The 21,937-nt window shown below is 43.2% G+C and carries 16 protein-coding genes, 1 other RNA gene and 1 pseudogene; 10 read left to right on the top strand and 8 right to left on the bottom strand.

What is annotated here, in order from left to right:
* Window positions 1-208 precede the first annotated feature (208 nt).
* From EWV60_RS10730 to EWV60_RS10740, 3 genes are all read left to right on the top strand, one after another.
* On the top strand, window positions 209-1,195 hold the full coding sequence (locus tag EWV60_RS10730) for a serine/threonine protein kinase (RefSeq protein ID WP_287232242.1): 987 nt from the start codon (window positions 209-211) through the stop codon (window positions 1,193-1,195).
* 501 nt (window positions 1,196-1,696) lie between these two features.
* A complete protein-coding gene (locus EWV60_RS10735; RefSeq protein WP_287232243.1) occupies window positions 1,697-3,331 on the top strand; it encodes a serine/threonine protein kinase in 1,635 nt (544 codons plus the stop codon).
* Window positions 3,332-3,688: 357 nt separating this feature from the next.
* Window positions 3,689-4,969, top strand: coding sequence for an HhoA/HhoB/HtrA family serine endopeptidase (locus EWV60_RS10740; protein WP_287232244.1), 1,281 nt, complete (start codon window positions 3,689-3,691; stop codon window positions 4,967-4,969).
* 428 nt (window positions 4,970-5,397) lie between these two features.
* Here the strand turns inward: EWV60_RS10740 and EWV60_RS10745 are convergent, their stop codons facing one another.
* Window positions 5,398-7,077: a WD40 domain-containing protein gene (locus EWV60_RS10745; protein ID WP_287232245.1), complete on the bottom strand. Its 1,680-nt coding sequence runs from the start codon at window positions 7,075-7,077 to the stop codon at window positions 5,398-5,400.
* Window positions 7,078-7,704: 627 nt separating this feature from the next.
* On the opposite strand from EWV60_RS10745, the gene EWV60_RS10750 reads away from it, so the two are divergent.
* The 4 genes and pseudogenes from EWV60_RS10750 (at window position 7,705) to rsmH (ending at window position 12,104) form a co-directional block, all read left to right on the top strand.
* On the top strand, window positions 7,705-9,207 hold the full coding sequence (locus EWV60_RS10750; protein ID WP_287232246.1) for a GUN4 domain-containing protein: 1,503 nt from the start codon (window positions 7,705-7,707) through the stop codon (window positions 9,205-9,207).
* Between the two features lie 231 nt (window positions 9,208-9,438).
* Window positions 9,439-9,648, top strand: a pseudogene (locus EWV60_RS23385) (RelB antitoxin-like protein).
* Between the two features lie 35 nt (window positions 9,649-9,683).
* Window positions 9,684-11,195, top strand: a complete 1,512-nt coding sequence (gene ilvA / locus EWV60_RS10755) for a threonine ammonia-lyase, biosynthetic (RefSeq protein WP_287232247.1) — start codon at window positions 9,684-9,686, stop codon at window positions 11,193-11,195.
* Between the two features lie 30 nt (window positions 11,196-11,225).
* Entirely contained in the window at window positions 11,226-12,104 is an 879-nt protein-coding gene (rsmH, locus tag EWV60_RS10760; protein WP_287232248.1) for a 16S rRNA (cytosine(1402)-N(4))-methyltransferase RsmH, read from the top strand.
* Window positions 12,105-12,221: 117 nt separating this feature from the next.
* Here rsmH and EWV60_RS10765 read toward each other — a convergent pair whose 3' ends face one another.
* From EWV60_RS10765 to EWV60_RS10780, 4 genes are all read right to left on the bottom strand, one after another.
* The gene (locus tag EWV60_RS10765; protein WP_287232249.1) at window positions 12,222-13,214 is read right to left on the bottom strand and encodes a glycosyltransferase; all 993 of its coding nucleotides are present in this window, start codon (window positions 13,212-13,214) and stop codon (window positions 12,222-12,224) included.
* A gap of 324 nt (window positions 13,215-13,538) precedes the next feature.
* Window positions 13,539-14,705 (bottom strand): pyridoxal phosphate-dependent aminotransferase, encoded by a 1,167-nt coding sequence (locus tag EWV60_RS10770; RefSeq protein WP_287232250.1) that lies wholly within the window; start codon window positions 14,703-14,705, stop codon window positions 13,539-13,541.
* Window positions 14,706-14,714: 9 nt separating this feature from the next.
* Window positions 14,715-15,105, bottom strand: a transfer-messenger RNA (tmRNA) gene (ssrA, locus tag EWV60_RS10775).
* Window positions 15,106-15,372: 267 nt separating this feature from the next.
* A complete protein-coding gene (locus tag EWV60_RS10780; RefSeq protein ID WP_130758068.1) occupies window positions 15,373-15,837 on the bottom strand; it encodes a hypothetical protein in 465 nt (154 codons plus the stop codon).
* Window positions 15,838-16,021: 184 nt separating this feature from the next.
* On the opposite strand from EWV60_RS10780, the gene EWV60_RS10785 reads away from it, so the two are divergent.
* From EWV60_RS10785 to EWV60_RS10795, 3 genes are all read left to right on the top strand, one after another.
* Window positions 16,022-17,491, top strand: coding sequence for a TldD/PmbA family protein (locus tag EWV60_RS10785; RefSeq protein WP_287232251.1), 1,470 nt, complete (start codon window positions 16,022-16,024; stop codon window positions 17,489-17,491).
* A gap of 2 nt (window positions 17,492-17,493) precedes the next feature.
* Window positions 17,494-18,138 carry a DUF456 domain-containing protein gene (locus EWV60_RS10790; protein ID WP_287232252.1) on the top strand — a complete coding sequence of 215 codons (645 nt, stop codon included), beginning with the start codon at window positions 17,494-17,496 and terminating at the stop codon, window positions 18,136-18,138.
* Between the two features lie 93 nt (window positions 18,139-18,231).
* A complete protein-coding gene (locus EWV60_RS10795; RefSeq protein ID WP_287232253.1) occupies window positions 18,232-19,575 on the top strand; it encodes a TldD/PmbA family protein in 1,344 nt (447 codons plus the stop codon).
* A 477-nt stretch (window positions 19,576-20,052) separates the two neighbouring features.
* Here EWV60_RS10795 and EWV60_RS10800 read toward each other — a convergent pair whose 3' ends face one another.
* The 3 genes from EWV60_RS10800 to EWV60_RS10810 form a co-directional block, all read right to left on the bottom strand.
* On the bottom strand, window positions 20,053-20,490 hold the full coding sequence (locus EWV60_RS10800) for a DUF29 domain-containing protein (RefSeq protein WP_002736768.1): 438 nt from the start codon (window positions 20,488-20,490) through the stop codon (window positions 20,053-20,055).
* Window positions 20,491-20,780: 290 nt separating this feature from the next.
* On the bottom strand, window positions 20,781-21,074 hold the full coding sequence (locus EWV60_RS10805) for a PEP-CTERM sorting domain-containing protein (protein WP_287232254.1): 294 nt from the start codon (window positions 21,072-21,074) through the stop codon (window positions 20,781-20,783).
* Complete coding sequence (locus EWV60_RS10810; protein WP_016515668.1) at window positions 21,065-21,817, bottom strand: choice-of-anchor I domain-containing protein; 753 nt, start codon at window positions 21,815-21,817, stop codon at window positions 21,065-21,067. The genes EWV60_RS10805 and EWV60_RS10810 overlap by 10 nt, the downstream gene beginning before the upstream one ends.
* Window positions 21,818-21,937: the final 120 nt, after the last annotated feature.

Genomic DNA, 21,937 nt, shown 5'->3' on the forward strand with positions numbered 1-21,937 from the left:
ATCAAAAATCTTCCCTTAGATGAGGAGACAGGAGGAGAAAAAAGACAAGAGATAATCCTAGCCATAAAACCTAAGATTAGGTCAAATTTATCTAATTGGGTCGCCAGTCGCCGGTCGTTAACACCACATTAGGTTATACTTCTAGGAAAATGACATCGCTATTAAAATAAGTTTAATTAATGTTTGTGAGCAGAGGAGCTAGGAGTTAATGGTTTGGGATCTGGGCAAGAAAATTAAAGATGGCCAGTACAGGATTCAGGAAGTATTGGGTGAAGGAAGATTTGGCATTACCTATCGAGCCAGCGATCGCAATGGTGATTCAGTGGTGATCAAAACGCCGAGGGATGTGGGTTTTAAATTGTGGGAGTCTGAGCGTTTACAGAAACTTTTTTGGCAGGAAGCGAGTAAATTAAAAGGTTGTGATCATCCTCATATCGTGCGAGTTAAAGAGTTATTTTCAGAGGGTAAAGCTAACTGCATGGTTATGGAATATATTGATGGGACGACCTTAGATCGGCGATCAACAAAAATTTTACCAGAAAAAGAAGCCTTACGCTACATTGAGCAGATTGGACAGGCTTTAATGGTGGTACATAGTCGCCGTTTTCTGCATCGAGATATTCGACCGGGTAACATTATGATTCGGACTGGTAAACCAGAAGCAGTCTTAATTGATTTTGGTTTAGCCTTAGATTTTGATGAGGAATTAACCAAAACTCGTACCCAGGAATTAGCCTCAGGTTTTGCGCCTATTGAGTGTTATTCTCGTGATGCTAAACGCGGAGCTTTTACCGACATTTATAGTTTAGGAGCCGTGTTATACGAGCTTTTAACGGGTAAAATTCCAGTGAATGCGATGACTCGAAAAATTGATCATCAGCCTTTAATTGAGCCGAAAACCTACAATTCAGAAATCAGCCCTAATATCAATCAAGCCATTCTTTGGGCATTGGAATTAGACATAGATAAACGTCCTCAGTCAGTGCAAGCATGGTTTAAGGATTTAGGTTTGTCTATTCCCAAAAAAGAACAATTTAAAATATCTCAACCCATTGTTATTAATTGGACATTAGTGTGGGCTGGTGTCGCGGCGATTGCTACTTTATTAACGGCTTTAGGTGTACCAGAATTGATGAAGCAAAAGTTTACACCTCAACCAACTCCGACAGGTTCTCCCCCATCTTCTCCTAAGTAGGTAGGCGTTAAAAATTATCAAATGCCCCCCTTATCAAGGGGGGATCAAGGGGGGATCAAACCCCCCTTATCAAGGGGGGATCAAGGGGGGATCAAACCCCCCTTATCAAGGGGGGATCAAGGGGGGATCAAACCCCCCTTATCAAGGGGGGATCAAGGGGGTATCAAGGGGGTATCAAGGGGGTATCAAACCCCCCTTATCAAGGGGGTATCAAGGGGGTATCAAACCCCCCTTATCAAGGGGGGATCAAGGGGGGATCAAGGGCGATTGCAGTTCGATAAACTCACTAACCACAATGGGATGCAAGACGTTCCATTGGTGTAAACTTAAGCACCACCAAACTCCCGTAAGGGCGAAGCATTCGGGCAATAACCTATCGCTGAAACCGTAAATTTTTTATCCGAATGCTTCGCCCCTACAAACTCAAATACCAAAACATAAGCCAATTTTGAGACAAAAGCAGATTTTTTGGTATGATAAAAACAACTATTGCAAAATTCTATGGTTTGGCAAGCGGGACAACTCCTCCACAATGGCAAGTACGAGATCCTTGAGGTCTTGGGACGGGGAGGTTTTGGCCTGACCTATAAAGCACGTCATCGCCAACTCACCATGGAAGTGGTGATCAAAACTCCTGATATTTTGCAGAAAAGAGATACGGAATACGAGGATTATGTTAGACAATTTGAGGCGGAAGGGCGCAAGTTAGCCAAATTTTCCCAGACTCCCCATGCCCATATCGTCCGTATTTCCGATTTTTTTACTGAAGGTCAAGTTCCCTGTTTGGTGATGGATTTTATTCAGGGTCAAACTTTGATGGAAAGGGTGAAAACTCAAGGAAAATTATCGGAAGCGGAATGTTTAAAATATATTCGGCAAATTGGTAGCGCATTAGAGGTGGTTCATCAAGCAGGAATGGTACACCGAGATGCTCACCCTGGCAATATTATGATTCAACCCAATGGGAATGCTATCTTGATTGATTTTGGCATTGCTAAAGAGATTATTCCGGCTGGTAGTAGTTCGACGGATTATGCCGCAAATCCCAGTTTTGCCCCCTATGAACAAGTTTATAAAGGTAGCAAGGCCAATCGTCAGCCGAGCGTGGATATTTACGCCCTAGCCGCCAGTTTTTATTATGCGGTAACTGGTCAAAAACCGACTCCTTCAATGGAACGCCGTTTAGAGAATCGTCCCTTAACATCACCGAAAGAAATTAATCGAAATTTGAGTGATCATCTTAACAAAGCCATTACTCTGGGGATGGCTTTGGAAAAAGAAAACCGCCCTCAGTCTATGTCCGATTGGCTTCAACAATTGGAATTACCACCGCCTCCTGTAGAAAAAAAATATCGTCAAGAAAAAGTTAATCCCCCACAGCCAAGGAAAGAGCCAAAAGTAGCTGAAACAACAGCCCCTGTTAACCCAAAACCTTCTGAAAATTCTCTTCAGTATCCTTTCGATTCCCGCTTGCTTAGCCTCCGCATACCTGTTAACCCAAAACCTTCTGATAATTCTCTTCAGAAAAAACTAAAAGCTCTTCCCTGGGGTTGGTTAATCGGTGTGTTTCTTGTTTATGCTCTAGTCGGTTACGCTTTAGGCGTGCGTTTAGCACATTGGGAAGCTGTGGCTGGGGCTGTGGCTGTGGCTGTGGCTTGGGCTGGGGCTCTGGCTTGGGCTGTGGCTGGTGCTGGGGCTTGGGCTTGGGCTGTGGCTCTGGCTCTGGCTTGGGCTGGAGCTCTGGCTCTGTTGTGGGCTAGCACTCTAGCTGGGTATGGGTCTGAGGGTGTGGTTGTGGCTTGGGTTGCGACTGGGGTTGTGGCTGGAGCTGTAGCTAGGGCTGTGTTTTGGCTCTCAGAGAAAACTTCAATTTTTGATCCCTGGAAAGATACGGCTTGGTTTCATACTCTCTTGTCCTTTGTTTTTCCTGGATTGATAGGTTGTATTACTCTCAGTCTTATATTTCGTGACAATTTTGTTGCAATGGGAATAATGATCATAGTAATATTATCTATTCAGGTTTATACTACAATCAATTTAGATAAGAAAAACTTTAGTCATTTCAATATTTTTCTGATTCTTGCTGTTACAAATTTAAGTGGTTTAGCAAGCGGTTGGTTATTGGGTCTTCTCTAGCATTCCAAAGGCTAACAAAACATAAAACTATCCTCACAATTCCGTTTTTTCTATTGTTATCTTCCCTAGATTAAGTTAATTAATGCAACCCAAAAACTAAATTGCTCCCTAGTAGTGAGTCTATTCTGCTGAGGAGCATCTCACTTGTGCCATGCGTATTAATGCTTATAGCTGTCAAAAACTATAAAACAATGAGCTTGTAATCAAAAGTTCATGTCTGCGTCACAGTAAGTTCATATCCCCCACCTAAATTAGAGATAGTCAGTCCCAAGCCGTTTTCCAAAACACTCCTCTCACACCCACGATTATTAGGACTGACTTTTATTCCCTTCTCAAAATGGTTAAACAATAAAAACTATGACTCACAATATTTTTAACGATAATATTTCCCCGCTCAACGAAGGTAATCCCAAACGCTCCAAATCTTCTGCAATGAAAAAACTTTTTGCCTATTCCTCCTTACTGGTTTTGGGTGCCGGGTTAGGCATCGGTGCCACCTACGCCTACAGTCAAAATCCTCTAGAATTAGCCCAAAATATTGCCACCGCTACCAATAATCCTCGCCCTACCACACCAGCCGCAGCCGCTCCCTCAACCCTAGTTATTCCCACCAATTTTGTCGCTTCTGTGGTGCAAGAAGTGGGGCCCGCGGTGGTAAGAATTAATGCTTCTAGGGAAGTCAATGGAGGCGGTGATTTTTCGGAATTTGCTAACGATCCTGTTTTCCGTCGCTTCTTCGGTTCTCAAATACCAGAGCGAGGAGAAAAACAAGTTCAAAGGGGTACAGGTTCGGGGTTTATTATCAGTAATGACGGTAAAATTATCACCAATGCTCACGTTGTCGAGGGAGCAGATAAGGTGACTGTCACCCTCAAAGATGGTCGCACTATTGATGGTAAAGTTTTAGGTAGTGATCCTTTAACTGATGTGGCAGTGGTACAGGTGGAAGCGAGCAATTTACCCACGGTTAAATTAGGTAATTCTGATAGTTTACAGGTGGGAGAATGGGCGATCGCTATCGGTAATCCTTTGGGATTAGATAACACTGTCACCACGGGGATTATTAGCGCCAAGGAACGCAATGGCTCCCAAATTGGTGCTAGTGATAAACGGGTGGATTTCCTGCAAACCGATGCGGCAATTAACCCCGGAAATTCCGGCGGACCTTTGTTAAATGCTCGGGGAGAAGTTATCGGAGTTAACACCGCTATCATTCAAAATGCCCAGGGTTTAGGTTTTGCTATTCCGATTAAAACTGCCCAAAGAATCGCCGAACAATTAATCGCCACGGGTAAGGTGGAACATCCCTATCTCGGTGTTCAAATGGTACAGTTAACCCCAGAGGTAAAAGAACAATTAGCCGATAGTCCCATGGCTGATAATTGGACTATCCCCGATGATTCTGGTGTCTTGTTAGTGAGGGTGATGAGAGATTCTCCTGCCGCAGCAGCAGGATTGCGATCGGGTGATGTGTTAAAGTCTGTAGGTGGTAAGAATGTCACCGATCCCGATGCAGTTCAGGAAATTGTGGCTAATACTCAAATCGGCGATAATTTACCCGTAGAAATTAGCCGGGAAGGACAAAAAATTAATCTGAATATTCAAGTGGGTAGCTTGAATACTGCTAACAAATCCTAGTCTGGAAGATAAGTGGTAGAAGACCTAAACTTTATAGAGAGCTTGTTAGTAAGCTCTCTATATTTCTGGTTTTACTTTTGGCTCTTGAATCGAATAATTATAGCAGTTATCTTAAGGGTGAGATAAGTAGGTAGGCGTTAAAAATTATCAGATACCCCCCTTATCAAGGGAGATCCCCCCGCCTATCGGCACCCCCCTTATCAAGGGGGGATCAAGGGGGGATCGACACCTCTCTTATCAAGGGGGGATCAAGGGGGGATCGGCACCCCCCTTATCAAGGGGGGCAGGGGGGATCGACACCCCCCTTATCAAGGGGGGATCAAGGGGGGATCGACACCTCTCTTATCAAGGGGGGATTAAGGGGGGATCAAGGGGGGATTAAGGGAGAATCGAAAGATAGTTAAATACTTGAACCTACGCTGACAATTTTACTGTTGGGAGATAGAAAATAAAAACCGCTCGTAAGCTCGATTAATTTTTTGCATAATTTTAATCGCCATGGCGGAGGAATTGTGATCGGGGTGATACTGACGAGCAAGCTGATAATATCTTTGTTTAACTTCTGAAAAACTGGCATTCTTAGAAATTTCTAAAACCTCCCACCAATCCTCGGAATCGGAGGGCAATATTTCTAATTCTCCTAACATTTCTGACCATATTTTTACCTTACCTCCATAACTACCTGTAATTAAAAATTGACCGTCAGGACTAAATTTTAAGGGAGCAGTTCCCCGTAAAACTTTAATTAATTCTCCTGTTTGTCCTTGCCAAATTTTAATTTCTGTTCGGGAAGCACTAGCAATTAGATGGCGATGAGGATTAATAGCAATACTAATAATTGCCTGCTCGTGTGCCTGCCAACTTTTAATAATTTCTCCTGTCTTTATATCCCAGATTTTAATCGTTTTATCACTACCGCCACTAATTAGATATTGACCATCATTACTAAAAGCTAAGCTGTTAACGGCTGCCCTGTCACCGATAAAAGTTTGATAAGCATAACTATGATCAAATCGCCATAATTTAATAGTTTTATCATCACTACCACTAGCAATAATTTGGCTATCGGGACTAATAGCACAGGTATTAACTGCCTCCTCATGACCGATTAAAGTTCGCTTTAATTCTCCTGTATGATAACCCCAGATTCGCAGAGTTTTGTCGTTACTAGCACTAACAATAAATCTTTCATTGGCAGCAAAAGCTAATTGTAAAATTACACCATCGTGGCTATCGGGAGCATTCACACGAGCGAAAAAACTACTTTTATACTGCTTAGTGTCTAATTGCCACTGACTAATTCTGCCATCTAATCCACCAGCAATAATCGATTTACCGTTAGGACTTATAGCCAGAGTTTGGAGCGGTTCATTAACTCCCACAAAGGAATAAATTAATTTACCCGTTTCTCGCTGCCAAAGTTTTATGGTTTGATCTTCTCCCGCACTAGCGATAATTTTACCATCAGAGCTAATATCGATCGCCCCAATATTTTCCTGATGACCTTTAAGAGTTTGGAAACACTGCCAAGATAAACGCTCTGGAATAGTAATTTCTGTAGAATATAACTGTTGATTTTCCTGAACAGATACTTCTTCTAACAGTTGCTGTAATTCTGCCTCTAGATTTTCATATTTCCCCGTAACTTCTTGCCAAAATAAAGCTTCTTCGTACTCTCTAGTAATGCGATCAAAAAATTCTAGATTGCTATAAAAATTATTGTCGGAGTAGGTGGGAGATAACATTTTCATCACTCCGTAGATTCCTAACCCGACTAGGCCACCAGCGATTGCCATAGAACCGACACCAACACCGAAAGCTGTACCTTTAACCGCGACTCCCACACCCCCAAAGGTAGAGTAGATACCGATTCCGCCAAGGCTTCCTATTCCCAAAGCTAACCCGACATTGTGATCGTTTGTTTCTAGTCCTTGCAGACTGGCATAAATTGCCGAACTTGTCAGGATGCCAATCCCCGTCATTCCCACTAAACCGACGCTTATACCGCCAAATCCGCCGACTAAGCCAATATTTCCCAGACAAGCAGATAAATTGGCTCCTGTGACTCCACCGACGGCGGGAATAACAAAATCGAGCTTTTTAGCCATATTTTTGCGAAATAATCAAGTTAGTCATCGGGTTTCTCCTATAGAGTTTAGCCTAGTTTGGTATCGACGACTGACTCCCCAAAATTACTCTGGGGAGGGAAAAGTCAGAGGCAATCAGGAAAAATGATAAGTATTTTATATATAAATAGCTTCAATGCTTAAAAATATTTAAATTTACAATCGGTAATATTTATTTTTACTTAAGAATTTATTGAGAATAATTTTTATTTATTTACGAGGTTGCAATACTTCCAGCGATTCTGGTACAATTTTCCATTATGCTATGATGGCTCTTATTGTAATTTTTAAGGTTTTTATGGTCTAGGTTGTCTTAAAACCCTTGCTAAATCTAGATTTTTCCCTTGAGCAAAACCAAACACTTTCGCCAATTATCCCTTTTTTCCCCAACAACGTTGATCTAATTTTTGTGTAGTTTTGTTGCAAGGTCAAAATTTTTTTGACAAAATGGCTAAATTGTGGTATCGACAAAGTATAGCGGGTTGTGGATTGACCATACCTGTCACCTTATTTTCAGCGAATTATCAGAAAATTTGCCCACTAGAGTCGCCCTAGCTTGCTTTCTTTTTCTATAATAGGGGTTAATCTTCCCACACTTGTCAAACGGCTATGAGTCTCTGTCTCAATCCCGATTGTTCGCACCAAAACACCCCCACGGATAAATTCTGTCATAAGTGCGGTTCTCAATTACTGCTCAGAGAACGTTATCGAGCGCTAAAATTAATCGGTCAAGGGGGTTTTGGCAAGACATTTCAAGCGATAGATGAGGATAAACCCTCAAAACCCTATTGTGTAATTAAACAATTTTTTCCGTCAGCGCAGGGAACAGGAACTTTACAAAAAGCAGCAGAATTATTTAAAGAAGAAGCGATTCGTTTAGACAGTTTGGGAAGATACCCACAAATCCCCGAACTTTACGCCTATTTTACCGGTAATGACGGGCGACAATATCTCGTACAGGAATATATCGAAGGACAAAATCTAGAACAAGAATTAAAACAGGAAGGAGTATTTAACGAAGCCAAAATTAAACATCTTTTGTCAGAGATTTTACCAATTCTAGAATTTATTCATAGTAAACAAGTAATTCATCGCGACATTAAACCCGAAAATATTATTCGCAGAAAAAGCGATAATAAATTGATTTTAGTGGACTTTGGCGCAGCAAAATTTGTCAGTCCTTTAAATCGTTCCATGACGGGAACAATTATCGGTTCTGCCGAATATATTGCCCCAGAACAGGGAAATGGCAAGGCAGTTAATTCCAGTGATTTGTATAGTTTGGGTGTAACTTGCCTTTATTTATTAACCGGAATATCTCCCTTTGATTTATTCGATGGGGGGGAACACCAATGGGTATGGCGACAGTGGTTAGTTAATAATCCTGTTAGTAATGAGTTAGGGAATATTCTGGATAAATTAATCGAGTTTGGGACGAAAAAACGCTATCAATCCGCCTCGGAAGTGTTGCAAGCTTTGCAGATAAAAACATCAGTCTCTATATCTCAGACAACTATTCAAAAACCCGTTAATCCTGTTATTTCCGTTCCTCAAACTCCCCCATCTATCCAGCTTAAAAGCGCCAAGGGAATCGATTATCGAAACTTAGAAGATTTATTAAAACGGCAGCAATGGAAAGAAGCGGACAAGGAAACCGCAAGAGTGATGCTACAGGTAGCCAATCGAACAAAAGAGAGATGGCTGAGAGAGGAGGATATCGATAATTTTCCCTGCGAGGATTTGCGAACCATTGACCAATTATGGTTGAAATATAGTAACGGAAAATTTGGCTTTTCTGTGCAGGCGAAAATCTACCGCGAACTCGGTGGGACGCGGCAGCATAATAGAAGAGTTTGGGACGCTTTCGGAGATAGGGTAGGCTGGCGAGTGAATAATAGCTGGATACAAATGCTGGCGAATCTGGAGAATAATAGCTGGATGAATCAGATTAATCTGGAGAATAATAGCTGGATATGCTACAAAGATGTTACTTTTGACCTAAAAGCACCCCTAGGACACCTCCCTGTGATGAATGGATTGGATTCCGTCTGGCGTAGGTGGGGTGTTTTCGTCTCTTCTCTCGCGTCGAGACTTGTAAAATGTAAAATCTAAAGTCCAGTCGGGTGCGTTAGGCAAGCATAAACCACCACCCTCCTATTCTGTAAAATAGGGATAACAAAACTGGCACAATTCTAGGAGAAGATATTTGCCGACCAAAAAACAGAAAGATACCGCTATCTTTATCTGTCAATTGCTTATCTTTTCTCTACCAACCGATATACCTATTCCGCTCACGATTCAGCTTATCAATAATAATCTAGAGAAATTTTAGGGTAAACTCCAATGCTAGAAATTACCAAAAACTATGTATTAGACGAGGATCAAAAGCTGATTGCCGTTAAGATTCTCATTGCCGAATTTGAAAAAATTGCATAAATCCTAGAGGATTACGGACTAGGAAAACTCATCGAAAAAGTTGAAAATGATCAAAGGATTCAGTATGATAGCTCTTTATTGCGAACCGGACCGACGATGATCTATTCTGGATCCTAGCCTGACTTGCCAATCCCCACCGCCAAAAAAGAATAATGTACTGCGATTACCTGGTTCAAATCCTCACCGCACGCGTCTATGATGTCGCCCAAGAAACCCCCTTGGAATTTGCCCCCAATCTCTCCCAACGCTTGCACAATCAGCTTTTACTCAAGCGTGAGGATATGCAGTCAGTTTTCTCTTTTAAACTGCGCGGCGCATACAACAAAATGGCGCATTTGTCAAGGGATTTGTTACAAAAAGGTGTAATTGCTGCCTCGGCGGGAAATCATGCTCAGGGAGTCGCTTTGGGAGCGCGGCAATTGGGAACCCAAGCGATTATCGTTATGCCTGTCACCACTCCCCAAGTCAAAATCGACGCGGTAAAAGCCCGGGGGGGAATTGTCGTCCTGCACGGTGACACCTACGATGATTCATACACCTACGCGCGGCAGTTAGAAGCGGAAAAAGGCTTAACTTTTATCCATCCCTTCGATGATCCGGAGGTAATCGCCGGCCAGGGTACGATCGGTATGGAAATTTTACGACAATATCAGCAACCGATCGAGGCCATTTTTGTCGCTATTGGTGGCGGTGGCTTAATATCAGGTATTGCCGCCTATGTCAAGCGTTTACGCCCAGAAATTAAAATTATCGGGGTGGAACCTGTGGACTCAGATGCGATGAATCAATCCCTAAAAGCCGGTTATCGGGTGCGTTTGTCGCAAGTGGGATTATTTGCCGATGGGGTGGCGGTGCGCGAGGTGGGAGAGGAGACTTTTCGTCTCTGTCAGCAGTATGTGGATGAGATTATTCTCGTGGATACGGATGATATTTGTGCCGCGATTAAGGATGTTTTTCAAGATACACGCTCGATTTTAGAACCTGCGGGGGCGTTAGCGGTAGCAGGAGCGAAAGCTTATGTAGAAAGAGAAGAAATTGAGGATAAAACCCTCGTTGCTGTGGCTTGTGGGGCGAATATGAACTTTGATCGTCTGCGGTTTGTGGCGGAAAGGGCAGAATTAGGGGAACGGCGCGAGGCGTTGTATGCTGTGACTATTCCCGAACAACCGGGCAGTTTACGGCGTTTTTGCGAATGTGTCGGCAAACGCAATTTAACCGAATTTAGTTATCGTATTGCCGATGAAAAAGAAGCGCATATTTTTGTCGGCGCCCAGATCGAAAATCGCAGCGATGCCAAGAAATTAGCCGAGAGTTTTGAAGCTTGTGGCTTTAAAACCCTCGATATTAGTGATGATGAATTGACTAAATTGCATCTGCGCCACATGGTGGGAGGGCGATCGCATTTAGCCGACCATGAATTATTTTATCGTTTCGAGTTTCCCGAACGACCGGGGGCTTTAATGAAATTTGTCGCCTCCATGAGTCCCCACTGGAATATCAGCGTTTTCCATTATCGCAATAACGGGGCCGATTACGGGCGCATCGTCGTGGGCATACAAGTCCCCCCCGATGAAATGAATCAATGGCAAGCTTTTCTCGATACTCTCGGCTATCGCTATTGGGATGAAAGTCAAAACCCTGCCTATCAGTTATTTCTAGGTTAAATCGCCATTTTTAGGAAGTTATCAGTACAAATGAATCAAGATTTTCCCCATATTTCCGTTTTGAGTCAAGAATTAATCGCCGGCTTAAATATTCAACCCGGGGGGCATTACCTCGATCTTACCCTAGGGGGTGGTGGACACAGCCGCTTGCTTTTAGAAGCTCATCCCGAAACGAAAGTAACCGCCATCGATCGCGATCAAAGCGCCCTAGAAGCCGCTAAAATTAGTCTTGCCCCCTATCTAGATAGCCGTTTAACCCTCTGGTGGGGGAACTTCGCCGATTATAAGGGACAAAATAGCAGTTTTGATGGCATTATCGCCGATTTAGGAGTCAGTTCTCCCCAATTCGATCAGAGCGAGCGCGGCTTTAGTTTTCGCCACACGGCAGCCTTAGATATGCGGATGGATCGCTGTCAATCCCTGACGGCAGCCGATATTATCAATCATTGGCAGGAGAAAGAATTAGCGGATCTTTTTTATCAATACGGAGAAGAACGTTTATCTCGTCCTATTGCTCGCTCGATCGTCCAAAAACGTCCTTTTACTACCACTACAGAATTAGCGGCTGTCATCGCTAGTTCTGTCCCCGCTAGTTACCGTTATGGACGTATTCATCCGGCAACGCGGGTTTTTCAATCCCTACGCATCGCTGTTAATCAAGAATTAGATTCTCTGCAACAATTGTTAAATCAAGCCCCCCACTGGCTAAAATCCGGGGGAATTATCGCTATGATCAGTTTTCATAGTCTAGAAGATCGTCTGATCAAGTATGGCTTTCGCGAAGATAATTCCTTGAAAATTATCACGAAAAAGCCGATTATTCCCAGTCGAGAAGAACAAGCTAAAAATCCTCGTTCTCGTTCGGCTAAACTAAGAATAGCCCAAAAGATAGAATCAGAGGTTATCTGATAGCAGTTATCTTAATTGTGAGGTACAAACTCTCTGGTTTTGGGGAGTCGTTATCTTGATGAGAAAGGCTATCAACTATTTTTTGTACGAAGGAGAAATAATTGCTCGAGAATTGAATTATGCCTTTGACTTGACAAGGTTGTTTATTTTCTGTTTCTGTCTGCCATATTTGAAAGCTAAATATCGCTGACTGAACAACCATCTTTTTTCAAGTTGACTTAAAGCAGACCATTGGTCGTAGGTGGGAAAAGCCACATCTTTGAAAAAAGACATCCATTGATTTAAAGTGGTTTCAATTGTGTGTTCTTTCGCCCTCTCATAACCGTTTTCAACCATTTTTTGATAAAGTTCTGGAGAACTTTTCAGACGACGAACTGCTTCAATTGCCTCCTCTAGAGAGTGAATAATAATAAAATCTAACTCCGTCTTTCTTTCTGCTAAAAAGCCTAACTCTGGAGTCAAAAGAGCGGGAACACCAGCGTGCCAAGCATTAATTAGCTTAATAGAACCTTTATTAGGATAATTTCGAGAATCAAAACTACGCGCGGCTACAATCACATCTAGATTAGTATAATTGTTCCATTGAAATTTATCCCAAATCGGCATCCAATGGCAATTGAGAGTATCCAAAGACTCTGGCCATGCTTCCGACCTTAATTCCGGTGCCAACTGACTCCTGTGGCCAATGTAAGAAATATTCTCCACTAGGGTGTTCCGTTCCCTATCTCTGGGAATTAACCCGGGCATCGGCCAATGACTAATTAGATGGGGGTTCCAAATAGAGTCCTTAACCTTCTCCCAAGTATACGGATTATAAACAATGTGTAGGTGAGCCGAAGGGTGATATTCTTTGTCGCTTTGGACACAAATTAACATGACCTTATCCAAGAAGGGATAGTCATTATCTAGGGTATCTCGGTCGGCGATTAAAATTCCTTGCTCTGGGATTTCTCTGGCTATTTCACAGGGAAAGCCGGCTTGTTTAAGATGAAAGTAGGTTTGGGCTATCCAAGCCGTAAAATTGCTATGATCGCCTGTCCATAGAGTCTGGTCTTCCTTGATATTTTTTTGTCTGATTTCGCCAGGGGCATAAAAATAGATTGTTTGCATCTTACAGGCCAGAGCATTCCGCATCCCCTAGTCTAGATCAAAAGCGCTTTGCCGTCAATTGTCCCTCCAGAGGTCAGCAATTCTGATTATGGAAACCAGCCAGCCAAACCCCTAGTCTCAAGAAATACATTTGATCGCCTCCCAGGGTGGATAATTAGGAAACAATCCCTTGAGCTAGGGAAATAGTACCAGGCTTCGCTTTAAGTAATTGACCGACCACGGCAATAATCGGCGTTTGCACCCCATCCATGCGCGAAAGAAGGTTTTTCATCAGTTGTGGTAAAGTAAAAACCAAGAAAGAAAGCCAGTATTTATTCTTCAAAATCACTGACTAAAATAACGCAGTCCTTTTACCAATCTTTCTACTGCCGTTAAAGCTGTTTCTGGAGATAAAGCACCGTAGGCAAGACGCAAATAACAGCCTTCTGTTATCCCAAAAGTTGAACCGGGTAACACCGCCACCCGCTGCCGCTCAATTAAACTTTTAACTAACTGAAAATCATTCTTGTCTGTGGTAATTTTCAGGAAAAAATAAAAAGCCCCTTCCGCAGTGGCAACATCACAGATATCGCCGATTGATTCTAAAGCATTCAGGCAAATTTCTCTAACTTGACTGATAGTTTTCAACTGTTCTAAAGGATAGCTTTTACCCACCTGTAACGCCCCTAGGGCCGCGTATTGCGAAACCACCGGCGGACAAATTAAAATAGTATCCTGAATCTTATTAATCGCCTCAGATAAATGTTCTGGTACTACCATATAACCAATGCGCCAACTGGCAAAACCGTAAGCTTTTGAGAGACTAAATAAGGAAATAGTCCAGGATTCACTACCAACAATTGCCGCCGGGGAAAAGTGGCGGGCATGGTTATAGGTAAAATACTCATAGGCCTCATCATGAATGTGATAGATGCCCTTTTTTTGACAGATTCGATTGACTTCTCTTAGGGTATTTTCTGGATAAACTACTCCCGTGGGATTATTAGGAGAAATCGTCACCACTGCCTTAGTTTTTTCCGTGATTGCCTCTTCAATGGCAGCCGGACGCAATTGAAAATTTTTGTCTGTGGTGACCAAAATTACTTGACAATCAGCCATTTTTATGGCCATTTCATGATTGAAATAAAAGGGAGTGTTGAGAATAATTTCATCCCCTGGGGAAGTAATGGCTAAAATAGCATTCATAAAGGCCATATTACTGCCCGCCGTCACAAAAATTGCCTGTTTATCGCTGATTTCTATCCGATTATCTTCGGCTAGTTTTTCCCGAATTACTGTTAATAAGGGGGTAATTCCCGCCACGGATTGATATTGATGATTTTTGGGATTAGCTAAAAATAAAGATAGAGATTCGATCGCTTCCCGGGGTGGATAATAGGAAACAATCCCTTGACCTAGGGAAATAGTGCCGGGGTTCGCTTTAATTAATTGACCGACCACGGGAATAATCGGCGTTTGCACCCCGTCCATGCGGGAGAGAAGGTTTTTCATTAAACTAATCAGTGGAGCCGAGCAGAGTCGAACTGCTGTCCAAATTAGGTATTGACTGTCCGTTCATTCACAGGTTTAGTTTCGATTACCCTCGAAACGGGGACTGTCACTTATCCCGGACAGTGGGATGCTCTAGTTAAAGCTTAGACGGTTAACTAACTAGAGAAAGTTAAACGTGGCATCCGTTGGGGGTTTATCCATAGTCCTTAACGGAGTCAAACTATGAATGCTCGAGTCGATTAGAGACTATTAGGCAGCTACAGGAGCGGCTTTACGAGCGAAAGGAACGATGTTGTTCGCATTTACTTTTTGTTTGAGCCTTTGATTTACGAGAGGAGACTCACTCTCGACCTGTATCACGGGGGAGCTTTCGCTAACCTGTCGAAACCGTTACGGCCCCTTGTGCTTACATTCTGATTATAGCACATTTTTTGATTAAGCTAATTGTGGCTCAATTGGGATTTTTCCGAGCTTCCCAGTCTTCAGAGCCAGTCTAGATGGGAAAAAAGGTTTTTATCGCTGATTTTTGGGGAAATTAGCCTATATTTGACCTCGATTAGTATCACCAGAGACTAAACAATTAATTGAGCAGCTATTGCTCCACTGCGATAACCTGAGTTCGGGTTAGGGAAAACAGCAAAATTTCCCTAACCCGAACTAACCTTGATTACAAAACCTTATGGGTGTGAGAATGTTGTTTGACGTTATCCTCCGTCCGCACCACATGAACAGCATTCAAGATGCGTTTTTTCTCTAGGGAAAAGTTTAAATCGTCTTTTTGGCCGCCCAAGGGGATTAACCCTTGTAGGTGGGGTTGATTTTTATAGGTGCGAGTTGCAGCAATCGCCCTTTCGACAAAATTCTCGCATAATTGGGTATTATCGGGAAAATTACTAGGTATTTGAGGATTATCGTCCTGAAATACCTCTCCTAAACTCATGGCGCGGGCAAATTCGTAGGAAGTGGGAATTCCTTTGACAATTGCTTCTAGAGCTGCCGAGGGAATCGGTTCTAACACCGCCACTTTTTCTAATTCTCCCTCCTGTTTGAGAAAACAAATCGCTAAACCGAATACACAATAATCATCTTTTGTCAAGTCAGAAATGTTTAAGAATTGTGTCGCTGTGGCCATTATTTTAATCCTGAGTCGCTCTTTATTTAATCTTGCGGGCGATCAGCGATCGAATCAAGGTTTTTATGAAGAGATATGAAGGAGAAAAGTTTAGCCTGGTTGGGCCACGCTAACCCACCCCAAGACGGAAAAAACTGAGAACTGTTAGACTAGAAACCAGCAGATTAACTGATAAACGAGCTTTATGTCACCCACTCTACTCATCTCCAAAGAACTCCCCACCCTGAAATATAATCCTAGTCTGGAGCACTTTGATAGCTCTTGGGCGGCCCCTTTGTCCACTCTCCTGGGACTGGGACGGGCTGCCGGGGCGACTTTTATCGAATTTTTCCTGGAAAGAGTCAACTATATCAGTTGTTTAGCCGAAGATGACAGCATCACCAGTCTCTCACCGAAACTATCTACAGGGGCAGGAATCCGCCTTTTTCGCGGTAAAGCCGATTGTTATGTCAGTACCAACGATTTAAGCTTCCAAGGCTTAAAAAATGCCCTAGAAAAAGGTTTATCGATTCTCGGTTTAAACCTACCTAGTCCTAACGCCTATATTCCCGAAATCAATCTGGAAATGTTCCGGGATTATGCCACGGTCAAAAATAAAGATATTTGGCTGAATAATTGCAGTTCTTTGCGAGAAATGGGTGATATTCTCCTAACTGCTAACGTTCACCTCAATCAGAAAGCCTCTCACGTCCAATCTCGTCGCGCCGCTTATTTTCGCGATTGGCAAGAAATTTTAGTTGCCGCTAGTGATGGCACTTTTGCCCGGGATATTCGCCTCACCCAATCCGTGGGCTATAATCTCCTCTGTGCCGATGGGACTAATCGTTCTAGCATTGGTAAACGGGTGGGTAGTACCAGTAATCCCGATTTTCTGCGGACGTGGAATGCCGAGGAATCGGCGGCAGAAGTGGCCGAATCGGCGGGTAAAATGCTCTACGCTGACTATGTAGAATCCGGCAGTTATCCCATCGTCATGGCCAATGAATTTGGCGGCGTTATCTTCCACGAAGCCTGCGGCCATTTGTTAGAAACTACGCAAATTGAGCAAAAAACCACGCCCTTTCTCGATAAAAAAGGCGAAAAAATCGCCCACGACAACCTGACGGCTTGGGACGAAGGATTATCCGATAAAGCTTTCGGTACTATCGATATGGACGATGAGGGAATGCCGGCCCAGCGTACTCTCCTAATTGAAAATGGTATCCTAAAAAACTTCATTGCCGATCGCACTGGTTCAATTAAAACCGGTCATCCGCGCACGGGTAGCGGTCGCCGTCAAAACTACACCTATGCGGCCGCTAGTCGGATGCGGAATACCTACATCGCTCCCGGGGAATATACCCTCGATAATCTTTTTAATTCCATCGATAAAGGCATTTATTGTAAAAAAATGGGCGGTGGTAGTGTGGGGGCGACCGGTGAATTTAATTTCGCCGTCGAGGAGGCCTATCTTATCGAAAATGGCAACCTGACTAAACCCCTGAAAGGCGCGACTTTAATCGGTTCAGCTAAGGAGATTATGAATAAAATCTCTATGTGTTCCCAAGATTTAGGACTAGCGGCGGGTTTTTGCGGTTCCGTCAGTGGTAGCGTTTATGTCACCGTTGGTCAACCCCATTTAAAAGTCGATTCTATTACCGTTGGCGGTCGTTAATCATGGCTTTAGTAATTCTCTACTATTTCCTCATCGCCATCATGATAGTGGGGATAATTGGCGAACTGCTGCCCGCTGTCCCCGGCATGAGTTTGATTTTAATCGCCATGGTGGTGTGGGGTTTTGTCACCAAATTCGCGGGGATGGGGGTCGCTTTAGCCGTGGCCTTTGTTATCCTTCTCCTCAGTCTGGGGGTGGAATTCCTCGCTAGTTATCTCGGCGCCCAAAAAGTTGGGGCGAGCAATTGGAGTCAAATCGGGCTAGTAGTGGGCTTATTAGCGGGAATATTCGGGCTTTTACCGGCTTTACCCATTGGCGGCCCGATTATCGGCCTATTTGTCGGTCCTGTGGTCGGGGCTTTTGTCGGAGAATACGCCTATCGTCGCGATTTGGAATTAACCCCCCGTTTGCAACAATCCCTAAAAGTCTGTGTCGGTATCGTCGTCGGTACGGTTATCGGTCACGTTGCCAAAGCTATGCTGGCCACGGCCGCCGTTATCGTCTTTATTGTCACTACCTGGCCGAATCTCTCTTCAGTTATCAGTTATCAGTTATCAGTTATCAGTTATCAGTTATCAGTTTTCAGTTTTCAGTTTTCAGTTTTCAGTTTTCAGTTTTCAGATTTGAGTTCTTTGTTTTTCAATTAATCAGCCATTTTTCTGATAAATATCACTTTTATCTAGCTGACTGCTGATGGCTGACCGCTCAATTCTACATTCATCTCATTTCTGACCAAATCTATGCCAAAAGTTGAAGATATCGCCCAAATCGCTAATTCTAGCGCCCAAGCTTTAGGAATTGCTAAATACGACATCTATGGTTCTTCTGTGGATGAAACCGATGTGGATGTGTTTCAAGGGGAACCGAAACAGGTACAAGCTTCCAATCGTTCCAGCGTTATCGTTCGCGTCTGGAATCGGGATAATCAAGTCGGTGTCACCTCGACCACCGATGTGGACCCGGTGGGACTGCAATTAGCCCTGAAAACCGCCCAAGAAGCCAGCTTTTTTGGGGTTAAGGAAAATGTCCCCGATTTTAGTCCCGCCGCCACCGCGCCTACCACAGAAGTGGCCAGCGAAATGTCTAATCAAGCACCTGTATCCACTCTCGTCGATAAGTTATTAGCCGCCGAAAAATCCTTACTAGCAGCCCATCCAGCTATTGCCAGTGTTCCCTATAACGGTTTGGGACAACAGCAGGTCAGACGTTTTTATCTCAATAGCGAGGGGGCAATGCGTCAGGAAGCGCGTAGTTATGCCAGTGTGTATTTATACACCAAAACCGAACAGGAAGGCAAAAAACCCCGCAGCGCCGGTGCTTTTCGGGTGAGTCCAGGACTGGAAAAATTAGATATCGATGGTTGTATCGAGGAAGCGATTACCAAAACTGTTAGCCATCTGGACTATCAACCGATTACCACGGGTAAATATTTGGTGGTTTTTGCCCCCCGCGCCTTTTTGAGTCTAATGGGAGCATTTTCTAATCTGTTTAATGCCCAAAATGTCCTTGATAAACAGAGTCTTTCTACTCCTGAATCTTTGGGAACACAAATCGCCGCTACTGCCTTAAATTTGTGCGATGATTCCCTCCATCCGGCTAATGTTGCCGCAGAAACTTTTGATAGTGAAGGTACTCCCACCCATCGTGTGGAATTAATTAAAGAGGGGATTTTGAGTAATTTTCTCCATAGCACGATTACCGCTAAACGGATGAATACGGAACCGACTGGTAACGGTAACATTGGGTCAAAAGTAACGGTTAGTCCCCATTTTTATCACGTTTTTGCTAGTGCTAATCAACCCCAAAGCTATTCTTTGGAAACGGCAGAAAATGTGGTTTTAATTGATAGTTTACAGGCACTTCATGCGGGAGTTAATTCTCTACAAGGTTCCTTCTCTTTGCCCTTTGACGGTTGGTTAGTGAACAAAAATGAGCGCATCAGCATCGATTCCGCTACCGTAGCCGGGGATATTTTAACACTGCTGAAATCGATTGTTTATCTGGAACTGGAAGCAGTTATTACTCCCAGTGGTGTTTGTCCCTACGTTTGGGTAGAGGGTTTATCAATCACAGGAGAAGCTTAACACTATACCGTACCAAAAATAGGGGGTATTAACCAGGGTAATACCCCCGCAAGATGGATGTTAATTTTATAGTCGTGGGTAAGCTGTTGACTATGCAAATTATACTAAATCTGGTTATTAAAAACTGATTATTTATTCCCCTTTTTGTCTTTTGCATGAGTAGAAAACGGGTTTCTCCGAGAAACCCGTTTTCTGTGAGTTACTCAACGGATTTAGTATAAATCTGGTTATTAAAAACTGATTAGGGTTTGCGGCAAAAAGTAGGGGCGAAGCATTCGGGCAATAACCTATCGGTGAAACCGTAGATTTTCTATCCGAATGCTTCGCCCCTACAGGACGCGGGCCGATGAAGACCCAAGGTTTTGAAGCACGATTCTCTCAAAATCTTGCACCTGTGAGAGCAAAACAGGACACTAAAACCCTTATCTCGTCTATATTTCACATTTATTCAGCTTTAGTATTACTCCTAATTAAGAACTATTTTTCCGCTGGGGGAAACCAATTATCATCTAATGTTTGTTCGAGGGATATATGAGCGTCTGAATTAAGGGAAAAAAGCTGAGAAACCGATTTAATCGCCACTGGATAAACTTTATCATACATGGCTGCTAATTCTGGCCGTAAGCTGGGACTATCTTCTAAACGCTGCTGAATTTGGGCGCGAAAATTGACTATTGCTGCCGCCCAATGATTACCTGACCGTTTTTTTTCTTCTTGCCAATAAGCCAGCTTTAAAAGATGTTCGATAAGACGGGTTAACAGACTCATTAAAGCTCGTCTATCACTTTTTCCCATACTCTCGATTTCTTCAATTAAATTATCCCAATCCACCTGCTCAAAATTGCGCTCTTGTAAATGTTTTACCGTCTCTTTTAGCCATTGATTATAATCAGTTTCGTAGGCAGTTGACGACATAATTTAACTCTCCATAGAAAATTACTTAAATGGCTTTCTATCTAGGGCTGGCTGAATATATCTAAACACCTTTTTGGCTAAGACTTTTAGACTTTTTTTCTCAAAAAGTATATCAGAACTGGGAGTGATCGGGGGGAAAATTAAGGTACTTTTTCCCTGAAAATTAGCTAATTGACCCCGGCGGTTCGACAAGCGGTTCGGCGGTTCGGCTGAGCATCGCCGAACGTCCTCAACATCGGTAAAACCCCACACCCCACACCCCACGAAAAACTTTTTGCCGCAAACCCTAATTAGCAATACCCTCTTTTTTTCAAACTATAACCAGCTAATCCGAGGTTTAGCAATCCTAAAACTGCGCTAGGTTCTGGGACAGGTTTGATGGAATAAATCGCCAGATTACGACTCACTTCATTGGCCACAATTAACGGGGGAGTACCATTGGGACTATCGGCAGCGGGAATAAATAATAATCCTTCGGGAGAGATAGCGCCTAATTGCCAATCGTTGATATAATCTACAAAGAAAGGATGACTAGGGTTGGTGATATCATAAACCATGAAACCGCCAGCCCTTTCTATTCCCACAAAAGTATAGGGACGATATTATTTTCCTGTAGAGACACCCACGCAGTGGTTCCATTGTCGGAAACGGTGATGTATTCTGGTTCCACATCTTGGGAAACCGTTTGACTTGGGAAAATACGAACTCCCTGATTTCTTAAAGTGTTCTCTTGACCATTAAAACCGGTAAAGGTGGCAGTGTTGACCGTGGCATTGAGAACACTGATGCTAAGGTCAATAATACTAACCGAACTATTGGGATTGATCCCTCCTTTCGCTTCCCCTTCATTAGCGACCAAAACCCGATTACCGTCAGGAGTGAAGGTTAACATATCTGGTAAAGTGCCCACAGTCACCTGACTCTCAAAGACACCATTAGTATTGAAAAAAACCACACTGCCCTTATTGGTAATCTGACTAGCTTCCATGGCCACGGCCACGATCCCATTTTTGATGGCAACGCTGTTAACCCCTGCACCGTAGGGACTAAGATCGATCGAGGGTAAGCGAATTGGACTAGCCGGATTGCTGATATCGGCAATATCTAGACGATTATTGGGACCAGTCACGAATAATCTGCGACTAGCTGGGTCGTAAGCGGGAATTTCTGCCCCGAAGTTATTAGCAGCAGTTGTACTATTGCCAAGACTGCTTAATCGGGTGATATTTAAAGCTGAGGCAGATTCGGTAACAATATTGATACTGCCAGCAATTGACAGCAAGGTTAATAAAAATTGCCAATGGTGACGATGGATAGCATGAATCATATTTTTAGCTGAAAGCTTGCCAAAAAAGGCTAAAAAATCGCATTTTTTCAGACCCAAGTTAAAGAAGGAAGATTAAACAAGAGAGAAATTAAGAATATCTTCAAAATTTGGACAAGAGTA

The sequence above is a fragment of the Microcystis sp. Msp_OC_L_20101000_S702 genome (assembly GCF_007095705.1).
Classification (GTDB): Bacteria; Cyanobacteriota; Cyanobacteriia; order Cyanobacteriales; family Microcystaceae; genus Microcystis; species Microcystis ichthyoblabe_A.